This window comes from Burkholderia sp. AU30198, from assembly GCF_020419825.1.
GTDB lineage: Bacteria > Pseudomonadota > Gammaproteobacteria > Burkholderiales > Burkholderiaceae > Burkholderia.
In genome coordinates, this window is the sequence record NZ_JAIZSA010000009.1 from 33,111 (window position 1) to 53,011 (window position 19,901).

At 65.6% G+C, this 19,901-nt stretch carries 18 protein-coding genes; 11 read left to right on the top strand and 7 right to left on the bottom strand.

From position 1 onward, the window contains the following. Positions 1 to 64: 64 nt before the first annotated feature. The 3 genes from lspA to LGN19_RS20095 form a co-directional block, all read right to left on the bottom strand. Complete coding sequence (gene lspA / locus LGN19_RS20085) at positions 65 to 565, bottom strand: signal peptidase II (protein ID WP_122946090.1); 501 nt, start codon at positions 563 to 565, stop codon at positions 65 to 67. A gap of 2 nt (positions 566 to 567) precedes the next feature. Then, positions 568 to 3,405, bottom strand: a complete 2,838-nt coding sequence (gene ileS, locus LGN19_RS20090) for an isoleucine--tRNA ligase (protein WP_122946089.1) — start codon at positions 3,403 to 3,405, stop codon at positions 568 to 570. Positions 3,406 to 3,509: 104 nt separating this feature from the next. Next, complete coding sequence (locus LGN19_RS20095; protein ID WP_174955445.1) at positions 3,510 to 4,502, bottom strand: bifunctional riboflavin kinase/FAD synthetase; 993 nt, start codon at positions 4,500 to 4,502, stop codon at positions 3,510 to 3,512. A gap of 122 nt (positions 4,503 to 4,624) precedes the next feature. On the opposite strand from LGN19_RS20095, the gene purN reads away from it, so the two are divergent. The 6 genes from purN (at position 4,625) to nadC (ending at position 11,724) form a co-directional block, all read left to right on the top strand. After that, on the top strand, positions 4,625 to 5,287 hold the full coding sequence (gene purN / locus LGN19_RS20100; RefSeq protein WP_226216769.1) for a phosphoribosylglycinamide formyltransferase: 663 nt from the start codon (positions 4,625 to 4,627) through the stop codon (positions 5,285 to 5,287). Beyond that, positions 5,284 to 6,549 carry an RsmB/NOP family class I SAM-dependent RNA methyltransferase gene (locus LGN19_RS20105; RefSeq protein WP_226216770.1) on the top strand — a complete coding sequence of 422 codons (1,266 nt, stop codon included), beginning with the start codon at positions 5,284 to 5,286 and terminating at the stop codon, positions 6,547 to 6,549. Before purN ends, LGN19_RS20105 begins: the two co-directional genes overlap by 4 nt. A gap of 18 nt (positions 6,550 to 6,567) precedes the next feature. Then, on the top strand, positions 6,568 to 7,941 hold the full coding sequence (locus tag LGN19_RS20110; RefSeq protein ID WP_226216772.1) for a mechanosensitive ion channel family protein: 1,374 nt from the start codon (positions 6,568 to 6,570) through the stop codon (positions 7,939 to 7,941). A gap of 221 nt (positions 7,942 to 8,162) precedes the next feature. After that, positions 8,163 to 9,356 (top strand): acyl-CoA desaturase, encoded by a 1,194-nt coding sequence (locus LGN19_RS20115; RefSeq protein ID WP_175223023.1) that lies wholly within the window; start codon positions 8,163 to 8,165, stop codon positions 9,354 to 9,356. 353 nt (positions 9,357 to 9,709) lie between these two features. Next, positions 9,710 to 10,846, top strand: a complete 1,137-nt coding sequence (gene nadA / locus LGN19_RS20120) for a quinolinate synthase NadA (protein ID WP_122946750.1) — start codon at positions 9,710 to 9,712, stop codon at positions 10,844 to 10,846. Next, positions 10,843 to 11,724, top strand: a complete 882-nt coding sequence (gene nadC, locus LGN19_RS20125) for a carboxylating nicotinate-nucleotide diphosphorylase (protein WP_226216774.1) — start codon at positions 10,843 to 10,845, stop codon at positions 11,722 to 11,724. The genes nadA and nadC overlap by 4 nt, the downstream gene beginning before the upstream one ends. A 97-nt stretch (positions 11,725 to 11,821) precedes the next feature. Here the strand turns inward: nadC and nadB are convergent, their stop codons facing one another. The 4 genes from nadB to radC all read right to left on the bottom strand — a co-directional run bounded on the left by nadB (position 11,822) and on the right by radC (position 15,012). Beyond that, positions 11,822 to 13,408 carry an L-aspartate oxidase gene (gene nadB / locus LGN19_RS20130; protein WP_174917516.1) on the bottom strand — a complete coding sequence of 529 codons (1,587 nt, stop codon included), beginning with the start codon at positions 13,406 to 13,408 and terminating at the stop codon, positions 11,822 to 11,824. A 160-nt stretch (positions 13,409 to 13,568) separates the two neighbouring features. Continuing rightward, a complete protein-coding gene (gene rpmG / locus LGN19_RS20135; RefSeq protein ID WP_006478046.1) occupies positions 13,569 to 13,736 on the bottom strand; it encodes a 50S ribosomal protein L33 in 168 nt (55 codons plus the stop codon). 17 nt (positions 13,737 to 13,753) lie between these two features. Then, complete coding sequence (gene rpmB / locus LGN19_RS20140; RefSeq protein ID WP_004186391.1) at positions 13,754 to 13,987, bottom strand: 50S ribosomal protein L28; 234 nt, start codon at positions 13,985 to 13,987, stop codon at positions 13,754 to 13,756. A gap of 239 nt (positions 13,988 to 14,226) precedes the next feature. After that, on the bottom strand, positions 14,227 to 15,012 hold the full coding sequence (radC, locus tag LGN19_RS20145) for a RadC family protein (RefSeq protein ID WP_226216776.1): 786 nt from the start codon (positions 15,010 to 15,012) through the stop codon (positions 14,227 to 14,229). A 135-nt stretch (positions 15,013 to 15,147) separates the two neighbouring features. Between radC and LGN19_RS20150 the strand changes: the two genes are divergently transcribed. From LGN19_RS20150 to LGN19_RS20170, 5 genes are all read left to right on the top strand, one after another. Beyond that, a complete protein-coding gene (locus LGN19_RS20150) occupies positions 15,148 to 15,603 on the top strand; it encodes an FKBP-type peptidyl-prolyl cis-trans isomerase (RefSeq protein ID WP_021160755.1) in 456 nt (151 codons plus the stop codon). 2 nt (positions 15,604 to 15,605) lie between these two features. Beyond that, positions 15,606 to 16,586, top strand: a complete 981-nt coding sequence (gene ispH, locus LGN19_RS20155) for a 4-hydroxy-3-methylbut-2-enyl diphosphate reductase (RefSeq protein WP_011352949.1) — start codon at positions 15,606 to 15,608, stop codon at positions 16,584 to 16,586. Between the two features lie 203 nt (positions 16,587 to 16,789). Beyond that, positions 16,790 to 17,533: an amino acid-binding protein gene (locus tag LGN19_RS20160; RefSeq protein ID WP_226216777.1), complete on the top strand. Its 744-nt coding sequence runs from the start codon at positions 16,790 to 16,792 to the stop codon at positions 17,531 to 17,533. A gap of 211 nt (positions 17,534 to 17,744) precedes the next feature. After that, positions 17,745 to 18,695 (top strand): branched-chain amino acid ABC transporter permease, encoded by a 951-nt coding sequence (locus tag LGN19_RS20165; protein WP_006488946.1) that lies wholly within the window; start codon positions 17,745 to 17,747, stop codon positions 18,693 to 18,695. Between the two features lie 18 nt (positions 18,696 to 18,713). Then, positions 18,714 to 19,883 (top strand): ABC transporter permease subunit, encoded by a 1,170-nt coding sequence (locus tag LGN19_RS20170; protein ID WP_122946080.1) that lies wholly within the window; start codon positions 18,714 to 18,716, stop codon positions 19,881 to 19,883. Positions 19,884 to 19,901: the final 18 nt, after the last annotated feature.

The window sequence follows — 19,901 nt, forward strand, 5'->3', positions numbered from 1 at the left end:
AGGCCTCCAAGGGTCGAACGGAACGGCCGGCGCGAAGCCGGCCGTCGACGCCGAGTATGCGCGCTTAGCGTGAGCCGCGCACGCGACGCAGTTCGTCGTAGATGAGCAGCACCGCGCCGATCGTGATCGCGGAATCGGCGAGGTTGAACGCCGGGAAGTGCCAGGCGCCGAGATGGAAATCGAGGAAGTCGATCACGTGGCCGTAGACGAGCCGGTCGATCACGTTGCCGAGCGCGCCGCCGAGGATCAGCGCGAGCGACAGGCTGAACAGGCGCTGCTGGCCGTGACGCTTCAACAGGAAGCAGATCACGAGCGTCGCGGCGATGCCGAGCGCGGTGAACGCCCAGCGCTGCCAGCCGCCCGCGGTCGACAGGAAGCCGAACGCGGCGCCGCGGTTGTACACCAGCACGAGGTTGAAGAACGACGTCAGCTCGTGCTGCGCGCCGTACACGAACGTCTTCAGGATCGAGATCTTCGACAGCTGGTCGAACAGGATCACGATCAGCGAAATGCCGAGCCAGGGCGCAAGCGCGCCGCTGGCCGGTTTCGACAGGGTTTTCGCCATAGTCAAGCAGCGCTCCGGATTTCGCCGTTTTCAAACAGGTTGGAGAAGCAGCGGCCGCACAGCGTCGGATGATCGGCGTGCGCGCCGACATCTTCGCGGTAGTGCCAGCAGCGCTCGCACTTCTGGTACTTCGACGCGGCCACGTCGACGCTTTCCTGTGCTTCGTCGTCGACCTTGACGACCGTCGCGGCCGACGTGATCAGCACGAACTTCAGATCCTCGCCGAGGCTCGTGAGCGCGTCGTAGCGTGCGCCGCTCGCATGCACGGCGACTTCGGCCTGCAGCGACGAACCGATGCGGTTCGCGGTGCGCGCTTCCTCGAGCGCCTTCGTCACGTTGCCGCGCACATCACGCAGCAGCGCCCACTTCTCGATCAGCGCGGCGGAGCCGGCGACTTCCGGATACGCGTAGTAGGTTTCCGTGAAGATCGTTTCGCTGGCCGGCTGGAACACCTTCCACGCTTCTTCCGCCGTGAACGACAGGAACGGTGCGAGCACGCGCAGCAGGCCGTGCGTCAGGTGGTACAGCGCCGTCTGCGCGGAGCGGCGGGCGCGCGAATCGGCCGCGCTCGTGTACAGGCGGTCCTTCAGCACGTCGAGGTAGAAGCCGCCGAGATCTTCCGAGCAGTACGTCTGCAGCTTCGCGACGACCGGGTGGAACTCGTACTTCTCGTAGTGGCCGAGCAGCTCCGTCTGCAGTTGCTGCGAGAATGCGACCGCATAGCGGTCGATTTCCAGCCACTCGTCGACCGGCACCGCGTGCTGCGCGAAGTCGAAGTCCGACAGGTTCGCGAGCAGGAAGCGCAGCGTGTTGCGGATGCGGCGATAGCCTTCGGTCACGCGCTTCAGGATTTCCTCGGAGATCGCGAGCTCGCCCGAGTAGTCGGTCGATGCGATCCACAGGCGGATGATTTCCGCGCCGAGGCGGTTCGCGACTTCATGCGGGTCGATGCCGTTGCCGAGCGACTTGCTCATCTTGCGGCCTTCGCCGTCGACCGTGAAGCCGTGCGTGAGCAGGCCCTTGTACGGCGCACGGCCGTCGATCATCGACGCCGTGAGCAGCGACGAGTGGAACCAGCCGCGGTGCTGGTCCGAGCCTTCGAGGTAGAGATCGGCCGGGAACTGCAGCTGATCCTTGTGCGAGCCGCGCAGCACGTGCCAGTGCGTCGTGCCCGAGTCGAACCACACGTCGAGCGTGTCGCGGTTCTTTTCGTACAGGTTCGCGTCGTCGCCGATCAGTTCGCGCGGGTCGAGCGTCTGCCACGCCTCGATGCCCGATTGCTCGACGCGCTTCGCGACCTCCTCGAGCAGCTCGAGCGTGCGCGGGTGCAGCTCGCCGGTTTCCTTGTGCACGAAGAACGCCATCGGCACGCCCCATTGGCGCTGGCGCGACAGGGTCCAGTCGGGACGGTTCGCGATCATGCTGAACAGGCGCTGCTTGCCCCACGACGGGTAGAACGCGGTTGCGTCGACGCCTTCGAGCGCCGTTTCGCGCAGCGTCTTGCCGCCGTCGCGCGGCGTCACGTCCATGCCGGCGAACCACTGCGACGTCGCGCGGTAGATGATAGGCGTCTTGTGGCGCCAGCAGTGCATGTAGCTGTGCGAGTACTTCTCGCTGCGCAGCAGCGAACCGGCCGCGTTCAGCGCGTCGACGATCTTCGGGTTCGCGTCCCAGATCGACAGGCCGCCGAACAGCGGCAGCGATTCGATGTAGCGGCCATCACCCATCACCGGGTTGATGAAGTCCGAGTCGGTCATCCCGTGCGCCTTGCAGGACACGAAGTCCTCGATACCGTACGCGGGCGACGAGTGCACGACGCCGGTACCGGTGTCGGTCGTCACGTAGTCGCCGAGGTAGACGGGCGCGGTACGCTTGTAGCCCGGGTGAGCCGACGCGAGCGGGTGGTGGAAGCGCAGGCCCGCGAGCTTCACGCCCGGCGTGGTCGCAATGACGCGGCCGGTCAGCTTGAAGTCGGTCATGCATGCTTCGACGCGCTCTTCCGCGATGATCAGCAGCCCGCGCTCGGTGTCGACCAGCGCATAGACGATTTCCGGATGGAGGTTCAGCGCCTGGTTCGCCGGGATCGTCCACGGCGTGGTGGTCCAGATCACGATGCCGCCTTCGGCGCGCGGCAGGGCCGGCAGGCCGAACGCCTGTGCGGTCTTTTCCGGTTCCGCGAATGCGAACATCACGTCGATCGTCGGATCGGTGCGGTCCTTGTACTCGACTTCTGCTTCGGCGAGCGCCGAGCCGCAGTCGAAGCACCAGTTCACCGGCTTCAGCCCGCGATACACATAGCCCTTCTCGATGATCTTGCCGAGCGCGCGGATCTCTTCCGCCTCGTTGACGAAGTTCATCGTCTTGTACGGATTGGCCCAGTCGCCGAGCACGCCCAGGCGCTTGAAGCCGACCTTCTGTTTTTCGATCTGCTCGGTCGCGTACGCGCGCGCCTTGCTCATCACTTCGGCGGCCGGCAGCGACTTGCCGAACTGCTTCTCGATCTGGATCTCGATCGGCATCCCGTGGCAATCCCAGCCCGGCACGTACGGCGCGTCGAAGCCGGCCATGTTGCGCGACTTGACGACGATGTCCTTCAGGATCTTGTTGACGGCGTGGCCGAGGTGGATGTCGCCGTTCGCATACGGCGGGCCGTCGTGCAGGATGAACTTCGGCCGGCCGGCGCTGGCCGCGCGGATCTTCTCGTAGAGGCCGCGCTCTTCCCATTCCTTGACCCACTGCGGCTCGCGCTTGGGCAGGTCGCCGCGCATCGGGAACGGCGTGTCGAGCAGGTTGACCGGATACTTGGCCTGCGGTTTCGAATCGGCTTTCTTGTTGCTCATGATGGGATCGCTATCTAAATCTCGGGGGACGCGCGAGCGTCGTGAATCGGGTATGCGCGCGAGTGAGCGGCGCGAGGGTGCGGCGCAAGGCGCCGCCGTCCGGATCAGCTAATTCGGTCGGTGGCCGACGTCGAGAAGCCGGTGGCGCGGCTGCCCGGCGCACGGTCGCGCTCGATGAAGTACGCGCGCGCATTCGCGACGTCCAGCGCGATCGCGCGCGACAGCGCCTCGAGATCGTCGAATTTCGCCTCGTCGCGCAGCTTCTTCAGGAATTCGACGCGGATGAGCTTGCCGTACGCGTCGCCGTGCCAGTCGAGCAGGTGGACTTCGAGCAGCACGCGGCCCGAATCGTCGACGGTCGGGCGCAGGCCGAGGCTGGCGACGCCCGGCAGCGGGGCCGGGCCGAGGCCGTGCACCTGCACGACGAAGATGCCCGCGAGCGCCGGCCGCTTGTGGGCGATCGGTATGTTCAGCGTCGGGAAGCCGAGGTCGCGGCCGAGCTTCAGCCCGTGCGCGACGTGGCCGCTGATCGCATAGCCGTGGCCGAGCGCCTGCGCGGCCGCGTCGAGATCGCCGGCCGCGAGCGCGGCGCGCACGCCCGAGCTCGAGATGCGTGTGCCGTCGCTGCCGGCTACCGTACCCATCTGCTCGACCTCGAAGCCGTATTGCGCGCCGGCCGCCTGCAGCGTGTCGAAGGTGCCCGCGCGTTTCGCGCCGTAGCAGAAATCGTCGCCGACCATCATCCAGCGCGTGTGCAGCCCGTTCACCAGCGTGCGTTCGACGAACGCCTGCGGCGACTGGCTCGCGAACGTGTGGTTGAAGTGCTCGACGACCACGCGGTCGACGCCGTGATCGCGCAGCGCCTCGAGCTTGTCGCGCAGCATCGCGATGCGCGGCGGCGCGCCGGCCGGGTTGAAGAATTCGCGCGGGTGCGGCTCGAACGTCATCACGCACACGGGCAGGCCGCGCGCGTCCGCTGCCGCGCGCACGCGCGCGAGCAGGGCCTGGTGGCCGCGATGGACACCGTCGAAGTTGCCGATCGTCAGCGCGCACGGGGCGCGGCTCTCGGCGTTGGGCAGGCCGCGGAAGACTTTCACGATAGCGGATGCAGCGTCGGGGAATGGGCGGTGGGATGCCGCAAAGCAGAAGATTATAAACGTTCGGGCGGGCCGGCGGCCGAGAAGGGGGGAAACGCGGGGGCGAATGGTAAAATTCGCGAATGAAAAAACTCGTGATCCTGATTTCCGGTCGCGGCAGCAACATGGAGGCCATCGTCCGCGCGTGCGCGCAGGAACGCTGGCCGGCCGAGGTTGCCGCCGTGATCGCCAACCGGCCCGACGCGGCCGGCCTGGCTTTTGCCGCGTCGCACGGGGTGGCGACGGCGGTGGTCGACCACCGGTCGTTCGACGGCCGCGACAGCTTCGACGCGGTGCTCGCCGCCGAGATCGACCGATTCGCACCCGATCTCGTGGTCCTCGCCGGCTTCATGCGCATCCTCACGCCCGCATTTGTCAGACGATACGAAGGCCGGCTGCTGAACATCCATCCGTCGCTCCTGCCGAGCTTCAAGGGCATCCACACGCACCAGCAGGCGCTCGACGCGGGTGTCGCGCTGCATGGCGCGAGCGTGCATTTCGTGATTCCCGAGCTCGACAGCGGCGCGATCGTCGCGCAGGGCGCGGTGCCCGTGCGCGCGGGCGACGACGCGGCCGCGCTCGCGCTGCGCGTGCTGACGGTCGAGCATGTGCTGTATCCGCGCGCGGTGCGCTGGTTCGTCGAGGGCCGTTTGCGCCTCGAGAACGGCCGTGCAGTGGTGGCGCCGGAAGAGGCGCGCTGGATTTTCGCGGATCAACCGCATACCGAAACGAGTGAGGGCGTATGAAACTGCACGGATTCCTGATCGGCCAGACCGAGACTTTGCTGGCCGAGGTGCTGAAGTTCGCCGGCCCCGCCGACGCGACGACGAGCCGGTTCTTCCGCGCGCACCCGAAGCTCGGGCATGCCGAGCGCGGCGTGATCGCCGAAGCGGTGTTCGCGGTGCTGCGCCGGAAGATGGAGTTTTCGCATCTCGCGGAGAGCGGCACCGGTACGCCCGCGCGGCGCCTGACGCTGCTCGGCCTGATGCAGACGGTTGGCCGCAACGCGCTGAAGCCGTTCCTGTCCGACACCGAGTCCGCGTGGCTCGAGCACGTGTCGAAGATCGATCCGGCGAGCCTGCCGGTGCGCATTCGCTCGAACCTGCCCGACTGGATCCACCAGGCATTGTCGGCCCGTTTCGATGGCGAGGAGCTTGCGCAGCTCGCCGCCGCGCTGAATTACCCGGCGCCGCTCGACCTGCGTGCCAATGTGCAGAAGGCCAGCCGTGATCAGGTCATCGACGGGTTGCGCGCGGAAGGCATCGATGCGGGCGCGACGCCGTTTTCGCCGTTCGGCGTGCGCGTGGTCGGCAAGCCGGCGCTGACGCGCCTGCGGCTGTTCGAGGAAGGCGCGATCGAGGTGCAGGACGAAGGCAGCCAGCTGCTGTGCTCGCTGGTCGCGCCGCGCCGCGGCGAGATGGTCGTCGATTTCTGCGCGGGCGCGGGCGGCAAGACGCTCGCGCTGGGCGCGATGATGCGCTCGACCGGGCGCCTCTATGCGTTCGACGTGTCGGAAAAGCGTCTCGCGAAGCTGAAGCCGCGCCTCGCGCGCAGCGGGCTGTCGAACGTGAACCCGGTGCTGATCGACAGCGAACACGATGCGAAGATCAAGCGGCTCGCCGGCAAGATCGACCGCGTGCTGGTCGACGCGCCGTGCAGCGGCCTCGGCACGCTGCGCCGCAATCCTGACCTGAAGTGGCGCCAGACGCGCACGGCGATCGACGAGCTGACGCCGAAGCAGGCGTCGATCCTCGCGAGCGCCGCGCGTCTCGTGAAGAAGGGCGGCCGGCTCATCTACGCGACCTGCAGCGTGCTCGACGCCGAGAACGAACGCATCGTCGAACAGTTCCTGGCCGATCATCCCGATTTCGTGCTGGTGCCGGCGCAGCAGGTGCTGGCCGACCAGCGCATCGAGCTGGAGACGGGCGACTACCTGTCGCTGTGGCCGCATCGTCACGCGACCGACGGCTTCTTCGCCGCGGTGCTCGAACGGCGCGCCGCGCAGTAACGACTGCCCGGACGGACGATGGAAAATCTGCAGAGCCGCCTGCTGTCGCACCGGCTGGCATCGGTCATTCGTGACTTCCACCAGCCGGTGATGATCTGGCAGGCGGCGATCCTGGTCGGTGCGCTGTGCTTCGCGTGGGTGGCCGCGCGCTTCGTGCACGGCCGCATCGATGCGCGTCGCCGCGCGGCCGGCCGCGCGCCCGGCGCGGGCGCGCAAAGCCTGAAGCGCGCGTTGTTCCCGCTGTTCGGCAGCGGGTTCGTCGGCGCCGCGCAGCTCGCGTTCGACCCGTTCATGTCGACGTCACTGCTGTCGCTCGCGCTCGTGCCGCTGTTCGGCATCGGGTCGATCTACGTGCTGTTCTTCTTCGCGCGGCGTGTGTTCGCGCGCGACGGCCACACGCATGCGTGGCTGTCGATCGTCGAGAAGCTCGTGTCGACCGTCGTGTGGGCCGCGATGGTGCTGACCGTGCTCGGCATCCAGCGCGACGTGCTCGGCTGGCTCGACAGCGTGCAGTTCCGTGTCGCCAATGCGCATCTCACGCTGCTGTCGGTGATCTCGGGCGCGTTGTGGGTGTGCGTGACGCTGATGGTCGCGATGTGGCTCGGCTCGGTGCTCGAGGATCGCCTCACGCGCGCGAGCACGCTCGACGCGAACCTGAAGGTCGTGCTGTCGCGGGTCGGCCGCGCGCTGCTCGTGTTCGCGGCGATCCTGATCGGGCTGTCGCTGGTCGGCATCGACGTGACGGTGCTTGGCGTGTTCGGCGGTGCGGTGGGTGTCGGCCTCGGTTTCGGGCTGCAGAAGATCGCCAGCAACTACGTGTCGGGCTTCATCATCCTGCTCGACCGCTCGCTGCGGCTCGGCGACGCGATCAGCGTCGGCGGGCTGCAGGGCATCGTCACGCAGATCCGCACGCGCTATACGGTCGTGCGCGGCCTCGACGGCAACGAGACGCTGATCCCGAACGAGAAGCTGATCACCGACGTCGTGCAGAACCAGTCGTCGTACCTGACGCGCGGCTACGCGAAGGTCGCGGTGCAGGTCGCGTACACGAGCGACGTCGAGCATGCGCTCACGCTGCTCGCCGATGCCGCGAAGGGTGTGCCGCGCGTGCTGGCGGAGCCCGCTCCGACCCCGTATCTGGTGAGTTTCGGTGCGGACGGGATCGACCTGGAGCTCGGTTTCTGGATCGAGGATTCGGCGAAAGGCACGTCCGGCGTGCGTTCGACGGTGAACCGCAACATCTGGCGCCTGTTCAGCGAGCACGGGATTTCGATTCCGTTCCCGCAGCGCGAAGTGCGTGTCGTCGGGTTGCCTGATGGCTTTCCTGCCGCGGGCGGGCTCGATTCGGCGGCCGGCAACGGCGCGGTGGACGGGCGCGCACCGGCTGCGTAGCGCACGCCAGCCGTCAATCGTATCGACCCCGCGGTCGGAACCGGATCGCGGGCCTTTCCAAGTCCGCCCGTGGACTGCGCTTGTTGCGTCAGGGCAAGAAAATGTTCATTTTTTACAAAGACTTGGAACGGTTGAAGTAAAATTCTGGTCTACACGCGGTATGCTTTCATTTTTCTGACGCTTGGCGCGGGCCGGCGTCGCTCTCATCACAGGTAACTGCCTTGTTGAATTCCCTGCTCGATTTTCTTTCCCACGGGCTCCTGCATTTTTCGTGGTGGCAGGTCGCGCTGTTCGCGCTCGCCGTCACGCACGTCACGATCATCGGCGTGACGGTCTACCTGCACCGCTGCCAGGCGCACCGCGCGCTTGAGCTGCATCCGATCGCGAGCCACTTCTTCCGCCTCTGGCTGTGGATGACGACCGGCATGCTGACCGGCCAGTGGGCCGCGATTCACCGCAAGCACCATGCGAAGTGCGAGACCGAGGAAGATCCGCACAGCCCGCAGACGCGCGGGATCTGGAAGGTGTTCCTCGAAGGTGCCGAGCTGTATCGTGCGGAAGCGAAGAACGAAGAGACGATGCGCAAGTTCGGGCACGGCACGCCGAACGACTGGGTCGAGCGCAATGTCTATTCGAAGTACCCGATTCTCGGCATCAGCATGATGATGGTGATCGATGTCGCGCTGTTCGGCGTGCTCGGCCTGACCGTGTGGGCCGTGCAGATGGTCTGGATTCCGTTCTGGGCGGCTGGCGTCGTCAACGGCTTCGGTCACTTCTGGGGTTATCGCAACTTCAACTCGGCCGACGCGAGCACGAACCTGTTCCCGTGGGGCATCGTGATCGGCGGCGAAGAGCTGCACAACAACCACCACACGTTCGCGACGTCGGCGAAGCTGTCGAACAAGTGGTACGAGTTCGACATCGGCTGGATGTACATCCGCATCATGTCGGCGTTCGGTCTCGCGAAGGTGAAGAAGGTCGCGCCGACGCCGCGCCTGAACAAGCCGAAGACGGTGCTCGACCAGGAAACGCTGCAGGCCGTGCTGTCGAACCGCTACGAAGTGATGGCGCGCTACGGCAAGGCCGTGAAGCGTGCGTACCGCCAGGAGCTCGCGCACCTGAAGGAAATCGGCGGCGAGAAGTACCAGATGATGCGCGGCGCGCGCAAGTGGTTCCACAAGGATGCCGACGGCCTCGACGAGCCGCAGAAGAAGCTGCTGCCGGAAATCTTCGCGAACAGCCAGAAGCTGCAGACGTACTTCCAGCTGCGCCAGGATCTCGCTGCGATCTGGGATCGTTCGACCGCATCGCGCGAACAGCTGCTCGCGCAATTGCAGGATTGGTGCCATCGCGCAGAACAAAGCGGTATCAAGGCGCTGCAGGAATTCGCGACGCGCCTGCGCCGCTACGCCTGATTCGAAATCGATTAGAATCTAAGGACGTCAAAAACCCCGCGTTGGCGGGGTTTTTTATTTGGTCCGCCGGTTTTTGAACTGTGATTGGCAGGGCCGGATTCGTATGAGGCTTGGGGCAGCGTGGATGCGTTGTTCCAGGGCGAGATCAGGGGATGGGATCGGAGTTGGCGCTCAAGCGCTGACGCTGGTCGACCGCGAAGCATGGGACCAGCGTAAGTGCTAAAGCACTAACGCTGATCGACCGCGAAGCATGGGACCCGAGTAAGCGCTGAAGCGCTAACACGGGTCGACCGCGAAGCATGGGATCGGAGTAAGCGCTGAAGCGCTAACTCCGATCGACAGGAGATATGGAGATGCAATCGACGATCAAACCCGTCGAGTACGACCGGCCCATTGCAGCTGGGACCGTGTGCGGCGTGGGGCAGGCATGGGCCAAGGTGCCCGACGCACCGTCCGCCGAAGAGCGGGTCGCGCTGAAGGAGCGCATCAAGGCATTGCTCGTGCGTGAAAAGGCCGTGCTGGTCGCGCACTACTACGTCGACGCCGAGTTGCAGGAACTCGCCGACGAAACCGGCGGTTGCGTCGCCGATTCGCTCGAAATGGCCCGCTTCGGCCGCGATCACGACGCGCAGACGCTGGTCGTCGCCGGCGTGCGCTTCATGGGCGAAACCGCGAAGATCCTGAGCCCGAACAAGCGGATCCTGATGCCCGACCTCGACGCGACCTGCTCGCTCGATCTCGGCTGCCCGGTCGACGAATTCTCCGCGTTCTGCGACGCGCATCCCGACCGCACCGTCGTCGTCTACGCGAATACCAGCGCGGCTGTGAAGGCGCGCGCGGACTGGATGGTCACGTCGTCGATCGGCCTCGAGATCGTGGCCGACCTGCACGCGCGCGGCGAGAAGATCATCTGGGCGCCGGATCGCCATCTCGGCAGCTACATCCAGAAGAAAACCGGCGCGGACATGCTGCTGTGGCAAGGCTCGTGCCTCGTTCACGACGAGTTCAAGGGCATCGAACTCGACCTGCTGCGCGCCGAATATCCGGATGCGAAGGTGCTGGTCCACCCCGAATCGCCGGAGAACGTCGTCGCGCAGGCCGATGTGGTCGGCTCGACCACGCAGCTGATCGACGCGGCCGTCAAGCTCGACGCGACGCGCTTCATCGTCGCCACCGATCTCGGCATCCTGCACAAGATGCAGCTTGCCGCGCCCGGCAAGACCTTCATCGCGGCGCCGACGGCCGGCAATAGCGCGACTTGCAAGAGCTGTGCGCACTGCCCGTGGATGGCGATGAACGGCCTCGCGAACCTCGCCGACGTGCTCGAACGCGGTCACAACGAGATCTTCGTCGATCCCGCGATCGGTGAGCGTGCTCGCCTGCCGATCGACCGGATGCTCGATTTCGCAGCGGCGCACAAGAAGCGCGTGCAGGCGAGCGGCGATCTGCAGCGCGACCAGCAACTGTTTGCGAACGTGGGGGCTGCATGAGTCAGGCTGTATCCCCGCTGTTCAACGTCGTCCGCGAGCAATACGGCGCGGCATTCGACGAGGCGATCGCGCGCAACGTGGCCGATGCGATCGCGGAAGACGTCGGTACCGGCGACCAGACCGGGCGGCTCGTACCGGCCGGCGGGCATCGCCGTGCACGCATCATCGTGCGCGAGGAAGCCGTGCTGTGCGGCGTGCCGTGGTTCGAGGCCGTGATCGCCCGGATCGATCCGTCGATTACCGTGCAATGGCGCTATCGCGAAGGCGACCGCATGACGCCCGATTCGACCGTCTGCGAACTCGACGGGCCGGCGCGTGCGCTGCTGACGGCCGAGCGCAACGGGCTGAACTTCCTGCAGCTGCTATCGGGCGTCGCGACCGCGACGCGCCGCTATGTCGATCGCGTCGAAGGCACGCGCACGAAGATCCTCGATACGCGCAAGACGCTGCCGGGCCTGCGGCTCGCGCAGAAGTATGCGGTGCGCGTCGGCGGCGGCGAGAACCAGCGTCTCGCACTGTACGACGGCATCCTGATCAAGGAGAACCACATCGCGGCCGCAGGCGGTGTGGGCGAGGCGCTCGACGCGGCATTCGCGCTGGAGTCGGGCGTGCCCGTGCAGGTCGAAGTCGAGACGCTCGCGCAGCTCGACACGGCGCTCGCGCATCGCGCGCAGTCGGTGCTGCTCGACAACTTCACGCTCGACATGATGCGCGAAGCGGTGCGCGTGGCGAACGGCAAGGCCGTGCTCGAAGTGTCCGGCGGCGTCAATTTCGACACGGTGCGCGCGTTCGCGGAAACGGGCGTCGATCGCATCTCGATCGGCGCGCTGACGAAGGACGTACGCGCGACCGACTATTCGATGCGGATCGTCGACTGATCGAACCTCGTCCAGTCAGACAAAAAAGCCGTTGGCGCGCAAACGCCAACGGCTTTTTTCTTGTGCGCCCCCGGCCGCAGCCGGGAAGGGCGTACGCTCAGCGACGCGCGCGCGGCGTGAGCACGCTCGGCAGCGCCTTCGGTAGCGAGTTCGGCCAGTCGCGGCTGTAGTGCAGCCCGCGGCTTTCGCGGCGCGAGTGCGCGCTCTTCACGATCAGGGTTGCCACGTCGACGAGGTTGCGCAGTTCGAGCAGGTCGCGCGTCACGCGGAAGTTCGCGTAGTACTCCTGGATCTCGTCGCGCAGCAGCGACAGCCGGTGCTTCGCGCGTTCGAGGCGCTTGTCGGTGCGCACGATGCCGACGTAGTTCCACATCAGGCGGCGCAATTCGTCCCAGTTGTGCGCAACGACGACTTCCTCGTCCGCATCCGATACACGGCTTTCGTCCCACGCGGGCAGCGTGGCCGGCGTTTCGGCATCGAAGCCGGCTGCCTCGATCGCCTCTGCCGCCGCGCGGCCGATCACGAGACATTCGAGCAGCGAGTTGCTCGCGAGCCGGTTCGCGCCGTGGAGCCCCGTGTACGACGTTTCGCCGACCGCATACAGGCCCGCGAGATCGGTGCGCCCGGCGAGGTCGGTGACGACGCCGCCGCACGTGTAGTGTGCGGCCGGCACGACGGGAATCGGCTCTTTGGCGATGTCGATGCCGAATTCGAGGCAGCGCGCGTGGATCGTCGGGAAGTGTTCGCGCAGGAACGCTTCCGGCTGGTGGCTGATGTCGAGATACACGCAGTCGATCCCGCGCTTCTTGATCTCGAAGTCGATCGCGCGCGCGACGATGTCGCGCGGCGCAAGCTCGGCGCGCGGATCGTGCGCGGGCATGAAGCGCGTGCCGTCGGGCAGTTTCAACAGCCCGCCTTCGCCGCGCACGGCTTCCGAAATCAGGAACGACTTCGCATACGGATGGAACAGGCAGGTCGGGTGGAACTGGATGAATTCCATGTTCGACACGCGGCAGCCCGCGCGCCACGCCATCGCGATGCCGTCGCCGGTCGCGGTGTCGGGGTTCGTCGTGTACAGGTAAACCTTGCCGGCGCCGCCCGTTGCGAGCACCGTATGCGGCGCTTCGATCGTGATCGTGCGGTCGTTGTCGACGTCGAGCGCATACAGGCCGTGACAGCGGCGGCCGGGCAGGCCGAGCCGGTCCGACGTGATCAGGTCGATCGCGTGGTGGTTCTCGAAGAACGTGATGTTCGGATGCTGGCGCGCACGCTCGGACAGCGTTGCGAGCACCGCATGGCCGGTCGCGTCGGCCGCGTGGATGATCCGGCGGTGGCTGTGGCCGCCTTCGCGCGTGAGGTGGAAGCCGAGCTCGGCCGCGTCGTCTTTCGTGAACGGCACGCCCTGCGAGATCAGCCATTCGATCGCTTCGCGGCCGTGCTCGACGATGTAGCGCGTCGCGCCTTCGTCGCATAAGCCGCCGCCGGCGACCAGCGTGTCGTCGACATGGTTCTCGATGCTGTCCGCCGAATCGAGGACAGCCGCGATGCCGCCTTGCGCGTTATCGCTCGCGCCCTCCATCATCGACCGCTTTGCGATCAGCGCGACACGTCGCGTGCTGGCCAGATTGAGTGCGACCGACAGCCCTGCCAGGCCGCTGCCGACGATCGCCACGTCGAATTTCATGCTGCATCTCCATCGTTACGCTTTTGATCTTGTGCGTTCCGGCGGCCGTAGCCGCGGAAAGGGGAGAGCATACCGCGTCGCGCCGGAGCGTGCGCGCAAAACAAAAAGCCCCGCATGTGCGGGGCTTTTCGGTCGCCGTCAGGCTAGCAGAAACCGGAGATTACTTGATCTTGGTTTCTTTGTATTCCACATGCTTGCGGACGACGGGATCGAACTTCTTGATCGCCATCTTTTCCGGCATGTTGCGCTTGTTCTTCGTGGTCGTGTAGAAGTGACCCGTACCAGCGGTCGACTCAAGCTTGATCTTGTCGCGTGCGCCTTTTGCCATGATTCTGCTCCTTGGGCTTAGGCTTCGCCGCGTGCGCGCAGGTCAGCGAGCACGGAATCGATGCCGTTCTTGTCGATCAGGCGCAGGCCGGCGTTCGAGACGCGCAGACGCACCCAGCGGTTTTCGCTCTCCACCCAGAACCGGCGGTTTTGCAGGTTCGGCAGGAAGCGACGCTTCGTCTTGTTGTTGGCGTGGGAAACGTTGTTGCCGCTCATCGGCGCTTTCCCAGTTACTTGGCATACGCGTGCCATGAGAGCACTCCTAATACGCTAAATTCGGGGTTCGATCGCCGGTGAAGGTTCCATCGCACCGCCACGTGATCCATGGCTGCACTCAGAACGCCGAAGCCCTTACAGACAAGGCCCTTCGATGGCTAGAACTGTGGTTGGAAAAAATACAGACGGCGATTCTAGCAGAAAAAGCGCAGGAAAATCAAACCTAATTTCGCATCGCCGTCGCGGCGCCCGGGGGTGGGCTGCCGGGCCACAGTCTACAGCCAACCGGCCCGCGCGAACGAGAAAGTGTCACTGATGCCGATGACGACGTGATCGAGCAGCCGCACATCGACAAGTTCGAGTGCGGCTTTCAACACCCGGGTCAGGCGGCGGTCTTCCGCGCTCGGCTGCACCGCGCCCGACGGATGGTTGTGCGCGACGATCAGCGCCGCGGCGTTGTGCGCCATCGCGCCGCGCACGATTTCGCGCGGGTAGACGGCCATGCGCGTCAGCGAGCCGCGCGTGATTTCCTCCGTTTCGATCAGGCCGTGGCGCGCGTCGAGGTAGACCGCGGCGAACACTTCGTACGGGAGCGCGCCGATCTTCAGCCGCAGATAGTCCTCGACGGCGCCGGGCGAATCGATCTGCTTCTTCTCGTGCGCTTTCTCCTTCAGCACGCGCCGCGCAATCTCGATGACCGCAACCAGCCGAGCGGAGCGCGCAGGGCCGATGCCGGGGTGCGCCTCGAAATCATCGGCGGTTGCCTCGAGCAGCCCGCGCAACGACTTGAACTGCTTGACCAGTGCGCGGGCGGTGACGAATACATCGTGCCCGGGCTTGCCCGTGCCGAGCAGCAGGGCGATCAGTTCGTCGTCGGTCAGTGCGGCCGGCCCGCGCTCCAGTAATCGCTCGCGCGGCCGCTCGGGCCGCCAGTCGCCAGGGCGGCGCTTGCGCCGGCGGATCGGGAGCACGCGGCCGGGTGGAGCGGCGGGCGGATCGGTGGTGTCGCGGCATTCGACGGGCGGCCAGGGCAGGGGCAGGGCTGGGCAGGGTGACAGCATGCTTGAAACTCCATTGGCGGCGGGCAGTGTGCGCGACGTCGTCGCACTTTCCGCCTTGCGCGCTCAGGTGACTTACAATATTGGCTTTGCGCCGGGCCTTTCGGCCATAGCGGGCGCCGACTGAACGAGTAATTCATGAGCCTCATCGATCTATCCGAAGTGAAGCCCGGTTCCCACGTCACGTTGCATTACCGGCTGGCACTGGCCGACGGCGCCGACATCGTCAACACCTTCACCGACAAGCCGGCCACGCTGCTGCTCGGCGCGGGGCAACTGGCGCCGTCGCTGGAACAGATTCTGATCGGGCTCAGGGTCGGCGACCACTCGACTTTTCAGCTATCGCCCGAACAGGGGTTCGGTCCCCGCAATCCCGACATGCTCCAGCGCGTCACGCTGTCGACGCTGCGCGAGAACGGGATGGTCGGCGACGATTTCACGCCGGGCGAACTGATCGAGTTCAACGCGCCGGACGGCGGCCGATATGCGGGGGTGCTGAAGGAAGTCAGCGAGACCTCCGCACTGTTCGACTTCAATCATCCGCTCGCGGGCCAAGCGCTCACGTTCGAAGTGAAAATCATCGGAATCCTGTAATCATGAGCACCACCGATACGCTGTCCGGGCAGACCGTCGCAGCCGATGCCGAAATCCTGCTGGCCCAGCCGCGCGGTTTCTGCGCGGGTGTCGATCGTGCGATCGAGATCGTCGAACGCGCCATCGCGATGCACGGTGCGCCGATCTACGTTCGTCACGAGATCGTCCACAACAAGTACGTGGTCGAGGATCTGAAGAAGAAAGGCGCGATCTTCGTCGAGGAACTCGAGGAAGTGCCGGCCGGCAATACCGTGATCTTCAGCGCGCACGGCGTGTCGAAGGCCGTGCGCGACGAGGCCGACGTGCGCGGGTTGCGCATTTACGACGCAACCTGCCCGCTCGTCACGAAGGTGCACGTCGAGGTGGCGAAGATGCGCCAGGACGGCGTCGACATCGTCATGATCGGGCACAAGGGGCATCCGGAAGTCGAGGGCACGATGGGGCAGGTCGAGCGCGGCATGCATCTCGTCGAGAGCGTCGAGGACGTGCAGAAGCTCGAGCTCGCCGATCCCGAGCGCATCGCGCTCGTCACGCAGACGACGCTGTCCGTCGACGACGCAGCCGAGATCATCGGGGCGCTGAAGGCCAAGTATCCGAAGATCCGCGAGCCGAAGAAGCAGGACATCTGCTACGCGACGCAGAACCGCCAGGATGCGGTGAAGTTCATGGCGCCGCAGTGCGATGTCGTGATCGTCGTCGGCAGCCCGAACAGCTCGAATTCGAGCCGCCTGCGCGAAGTGGCCGAGAAGCGTGGCGTGGACGCATACATGGTCGATGCGCCCGACCAGATCGATCCGGCATGGGTCGCGGGCAAGCGCCGCATCGGCGTGACGGCCGGCGCGTCGGCGCCTGAGGTGCTCGCCCAGGCCGTGATCGCGCGGCTGCGCGAACTCGGCGTGCGCAATGTGCGCGCGCTCGACGGCATCGAGGAAAACGTGTCGTTTCCGCTGCCGCGCGGGTTGAACCTGCCGCCCGCCGCCTGATTGCCGCATCGCACCTGCGGAACACCGAAGCGCGCCTCCCGGCGCGCTTTTTTTTGCCTGTCGAAATTGTAATCGCAACCATTATTCGGATTAATGGTGCAACCGGGTTGCTCTGCGCGCTTCCAAGCGCCTCTCAAATTTGGTTGCAATGCAGGAAAACCCCATCGAATCAGGATTATTGGCGTCCTATAAATGGAGTTACAATGCGCCCGTTTTCAGGCCTGAATGGCTTTGAAATCGGGTTTTGGCAAGGCGCGGGAGACCATTCAATGCACGTGAAGTTGGCTTACGCCGTGTCCGCCGCCGCACCGGTTGCAATGCTTGCCGGTTGCAGCAAAAAGAGCGACGACGGGGCGGGGAGGGAGGCTGCGGTGTTCGCGGCACCGCCGGCCAGCGGCGTGCGCGTCGCCGGAACCGGTCGTGCGGCATCGTTCGCGTGCCGCATCGCGCAATTGGGCAAGGACAAGGAAAACGGGGCACGTTTGGCGATCGAGGAAATCAACGCGCTTGGCCTGGCGAACGGTCAGGCAGCGGGTACGCAGGTTGCAACCCAGCAAGCCGCCGGTCGTGGCGTGACAGCGACCGTGCGTGCCGATCGACGCAGGCCGGCCATGGTGCCCGGCGATGCGGGCAGCGTGCCGATGTCGCTGGTCCCCTTTCAATTCGATTCGACGAAACAGCGCGTTGCCGCGAGCAATGATGTCGTGGCGCGCGGTCTGGTTCGTACGATGGATTCCGACGCAGTCCTGACGAATGTCGGGTGTGGCGTTCGCGGTGCCTTGCGAGGCGGCGCGGTACGGAATCCGATCTGCCCGGGTGCGGGGCTTGCCTCGCACCGGACGGAAAAAGGCACGGATGCCGGGCAACCGGACGATGGCCGTCTCGGCATGCTGCCCTACGACTTCAAGGAGGCCACGAACACCGTCCTCGATGTCGTGACGATTTAGCGACGGGACTCATGACGGCACCGGAACAGTGCGGTGCCGTTTTTGTATCCGCTCCGGCGGCAGGTCCGGCCGTACAGGCCGGGCGGCGCGCGCCGGGACGATCCACCCTTACCGGTATCGACTAGTACCCGCAGTGTCGCCGAGAAGGCGCGATTCCTCGCTTACCCGCGGGGCGCAACGTCCTCCGGCAGCACGGGCCAAGGAGCTTTAAATGGATATTTTCGTCCAGCAGGTTCTCAACGGGCTGGTGCTCGGCAGTGTCTACGCCATCATCGCGTTGGGCTACACGATGGTGTACGGCATTCTCGGCATCATCAACTTCGCGCATGGCGACGTGCTGATGATCGGCGCGATGGTCGCCCTGTCGGCCATCACCGTGCTGCAGAACCATTTCCCCGGACTCGGCAACGTGGCGACGCTGACGATCGGCCTGGGTATCGCCGCAGTCGTCTGTGCGTTCGTCGGCTTCACGATCGAACGGGTCGCATACCGGCCGCTGCGTCGCGCACCGCGCCTCGCCCCGCTGATCACCGCGATCGGCGTGTCGATCCTGCTGCAGACCGCCGCGATGATCATCTGGTCGCGCAACCCGCTGCCGTTCCCGCAATTGCTGCCGACCGATCCGATCAACGTGATCAAGGCGACCGACACGACGCCCGGCGCCGTGATCTCGGTCACCGAAATCGTGATCATCGCGGTGGCGTTCATCGTGATGGGTGGCCTGCTGCTGCTCGTGCACAAGACCAAGCTCGGCCGCGCGATGCGCGCGATCGCCGAAAGCCCGAACACCGCAAGCCTGATGGGCGTGAACCCGAACTTCGTGATCTCCGCGACGTTCATGATCGGCTCCGCGCTCGCCGCGCTGGCCGGCGTGATGATCGCGTCCGAATACGGCAACGTGCACTTCTACATGGGCTTCATCCCCGGCATGAAGGCATTCACGGCCGCGGTGCTGGGCGGGATCGGCAACCTCGGCGGTGCGATGGTCGGCGGCGTGCTGCTCGGCCTGATCGAGCAGCTCGGGGCCGGCTACATCGGCAACCTCACGGGCGGCGTATTCGGCAGTAACTACCAGGACGTGTTCGCCTTCATCGTGCTGATCATCGTGCTGGTGTTCCGTCCGTCCGGCCTGCTGGGCGAACGTGTCGCGGATCGCGCGTAACGGAAGGGAGCAAACAACATGACATCCATTCAACCGATCGAATCCTCGACGTCGCTCGTCGAAGAGCGCAACACCGCCAAGACCGTCATCATCGGCATCCTGACCGCGGTCTTCGTGATCGCCGCGCCGATCATCATCGGCTCGGCCGGCGGCAACTACTGGGTCCGCGTGCTCGACTTCGCGATGCTGTACGTGATGCTCGCGCTGGGCCTGAACGTGGTGGTCGGCTTCGCCGGCCTGCTCGACCTGGGCTATATCGCGTTCTACGCGGTGGGCGCGTACACCGCGGCATTGTTGAGCTCGCCGCACCTGACCTCGCAGTTCGAGTGGATCGCGGCGCTCGCGCCGAACGGGCTGCATGTGCCGTTCTTCATCATCGTGCCGATCGCAATGGCGCTGGCGGCGACCTTCGGGATCCTGCTCGGTGCGCCGACGCTGCGCCTGCGCGGCGACTACCTGGCGATCGTGACGCTCGGCTTCGGTGAAATCGTCCGGATCTTCATGAACAACCTCGACCGTCCGGTGAACATCACCAACGGCCCGAAGGGGATCACGGGCATCGATCCGGTGCACGTCGGCGGCTTCAACCTGTCGCAGACGCACTCGCTGTTCGGGCTCCAGCTGCCGTCGGTGTACATGTACTACTACCTGTTCGTGCTGTGCTCGCTGCTGGTGATCTGGGTGTGTACGCGCCTGCAGCACTCGCGTATCGGCCGCGCATGGGCGGCGATCCGCGAAGACGAAATCGCGGCGAAGGCAATGGGCATCAACACCCGCAACGTGAAGCTGCTCGCATTCGCGATGGGCGCGTCGTTCGGCGGCCTGTCGGGCGCGATGTTCGGCTCGTTCCAGGGCTTCGTGTCGCCGGAATCGTTCACGTTCTGGGAATCGATCGTCGTGCTCGCGTGCGTGGTGCTCGGCGGCATGGGCCATATCCCGGGTGTGATCCTGGGCGCGGTGCTGCTCGCGATCTTCCCGGAATTCCTGCGCTCGACGATGAGCCCGCTGCAGCATGCGCTGTTCGGTCATGACATCGTCGATACGGAAGTGATCCGTCAGGCGCTGTACGGCCTCGCGATGGTGGTCATCATGCTGTACCGCTCGGAAGGCCTGTGGCCCGCGCCGAAGCATGAGGACAGGATCGCGAAACTGGCGAAGCGCGCCAGCAAGAAGCCGGTGCGCGCTTAACCTACGGACACAGGGGAT

Bases quoted from the DNA above. Each gene is read 5' to 3' on its own strand.
- lspA (WP_122946090.1), bottom strand. From the start codon at position 565: ATGGCGAAAACCCTGTCGAAACCGGCCAGCGGCGCGCTTGCGCCCTGG.
- ileS (WP_122946089.1), bottom strand. From the start codon at position 3,405: ATGAGCAACAAGAAAGCCGATTCGAAACCGCAGGCCAAGTATCCGGTC.
- purN (WP_226216769.1), top strand. From the start codon at position 4,625: ATGAAAAAACTCGTGATCCTGATTTCCGGTCGCGGCAGCAACATGGAG.
- LGN19_RS20105 (WP_226216770.1), top strand. From the start codon at position 5,284: ATGAAACTGCACGGATTCCTGATCGGCCAGACCGAGACTTTGCTGGCC.
- LGN19_RS20110 (WP_226216772.1), top strand. From the start codon at position 6,568: ATGGAAAATCTGCAGAGCCGCCTGCTGTCGCACCGGCTGGCATCGGTC.
- nadA (WP_122946750.1), top strand. From the start codon at position 9,710: ATGCAATCGACGATCAAACCCGTCGAGTACGACCGGCCCATTGCAGCT.
- nadC (WP_226216774.1), top strand. From the start codon at position 10,843: ATGAGTCAGGCTGTATCCCCGCTGTTCAACGTCGTCCGCGAGCAATAC.
- nadB (WP_174917516.1), bottom strand. From the start codon at position 13,408: ATGAAATTCGACGTGGCGATCGTCGGCAGCGGCCTGGCAGGGCTGTCG.
- rpmG (WP_006478046.1), bottom strand. From the start codon at position 13,736: ATGGCAAAAGGCGCACGCGACAAGATCAAGCTTGAGTCGACCGCTGGT.
- rpmB (WP_004186391.1), bottom strand. From the start codon at position 13,987: ATGGCACGCGTATGCCAAGTAACTGGGAAAGCGCCGATGAGCGGCAAC.
- radC (WP_226216776.1), bottom strand. From the start codon at position 15,012: ATGCTGTCACCCTGCCCAGCCCTGCCCCTGCCCTGGCCGCCCGTCGAA.
- LGN19_RS20150 (WP_021160755.1), top strand. From the start codon at position 15,148: ATGAGCCTCATCGATCTATCCGAAGTGAAGCCCGGTTCCCACGTCACG.
- ispH (WP_011352949.1), top strand. From the start codon at position 15,606: ATGAGCACCACCGATACGCTGTCCGGGCAGACCGTCGCAGCCGATGCC.
- LGN19_RS20160 (WP_226216777.1), top strand. From the start codon at position 16,790: ATGCGCCCGTTTTCAGGCCTGAATGGCTTTGAAATCGGGTTTTGGCAA.
- LGN19_RS20165 (WP_006488946.1), top strand. From the start codon at position 17,745: ATGGATATTTTCGTCCAGCAGGTTCTCAACGGGCTGGTGCTCGGCAGT.
- LGN19_RS20170 (WP_122946080.1), top strand. From the start codon at position 18,714: ATGACATCCATTCAACCGATCGAATCCTCGACGTCGCTCGTCGAAGAG.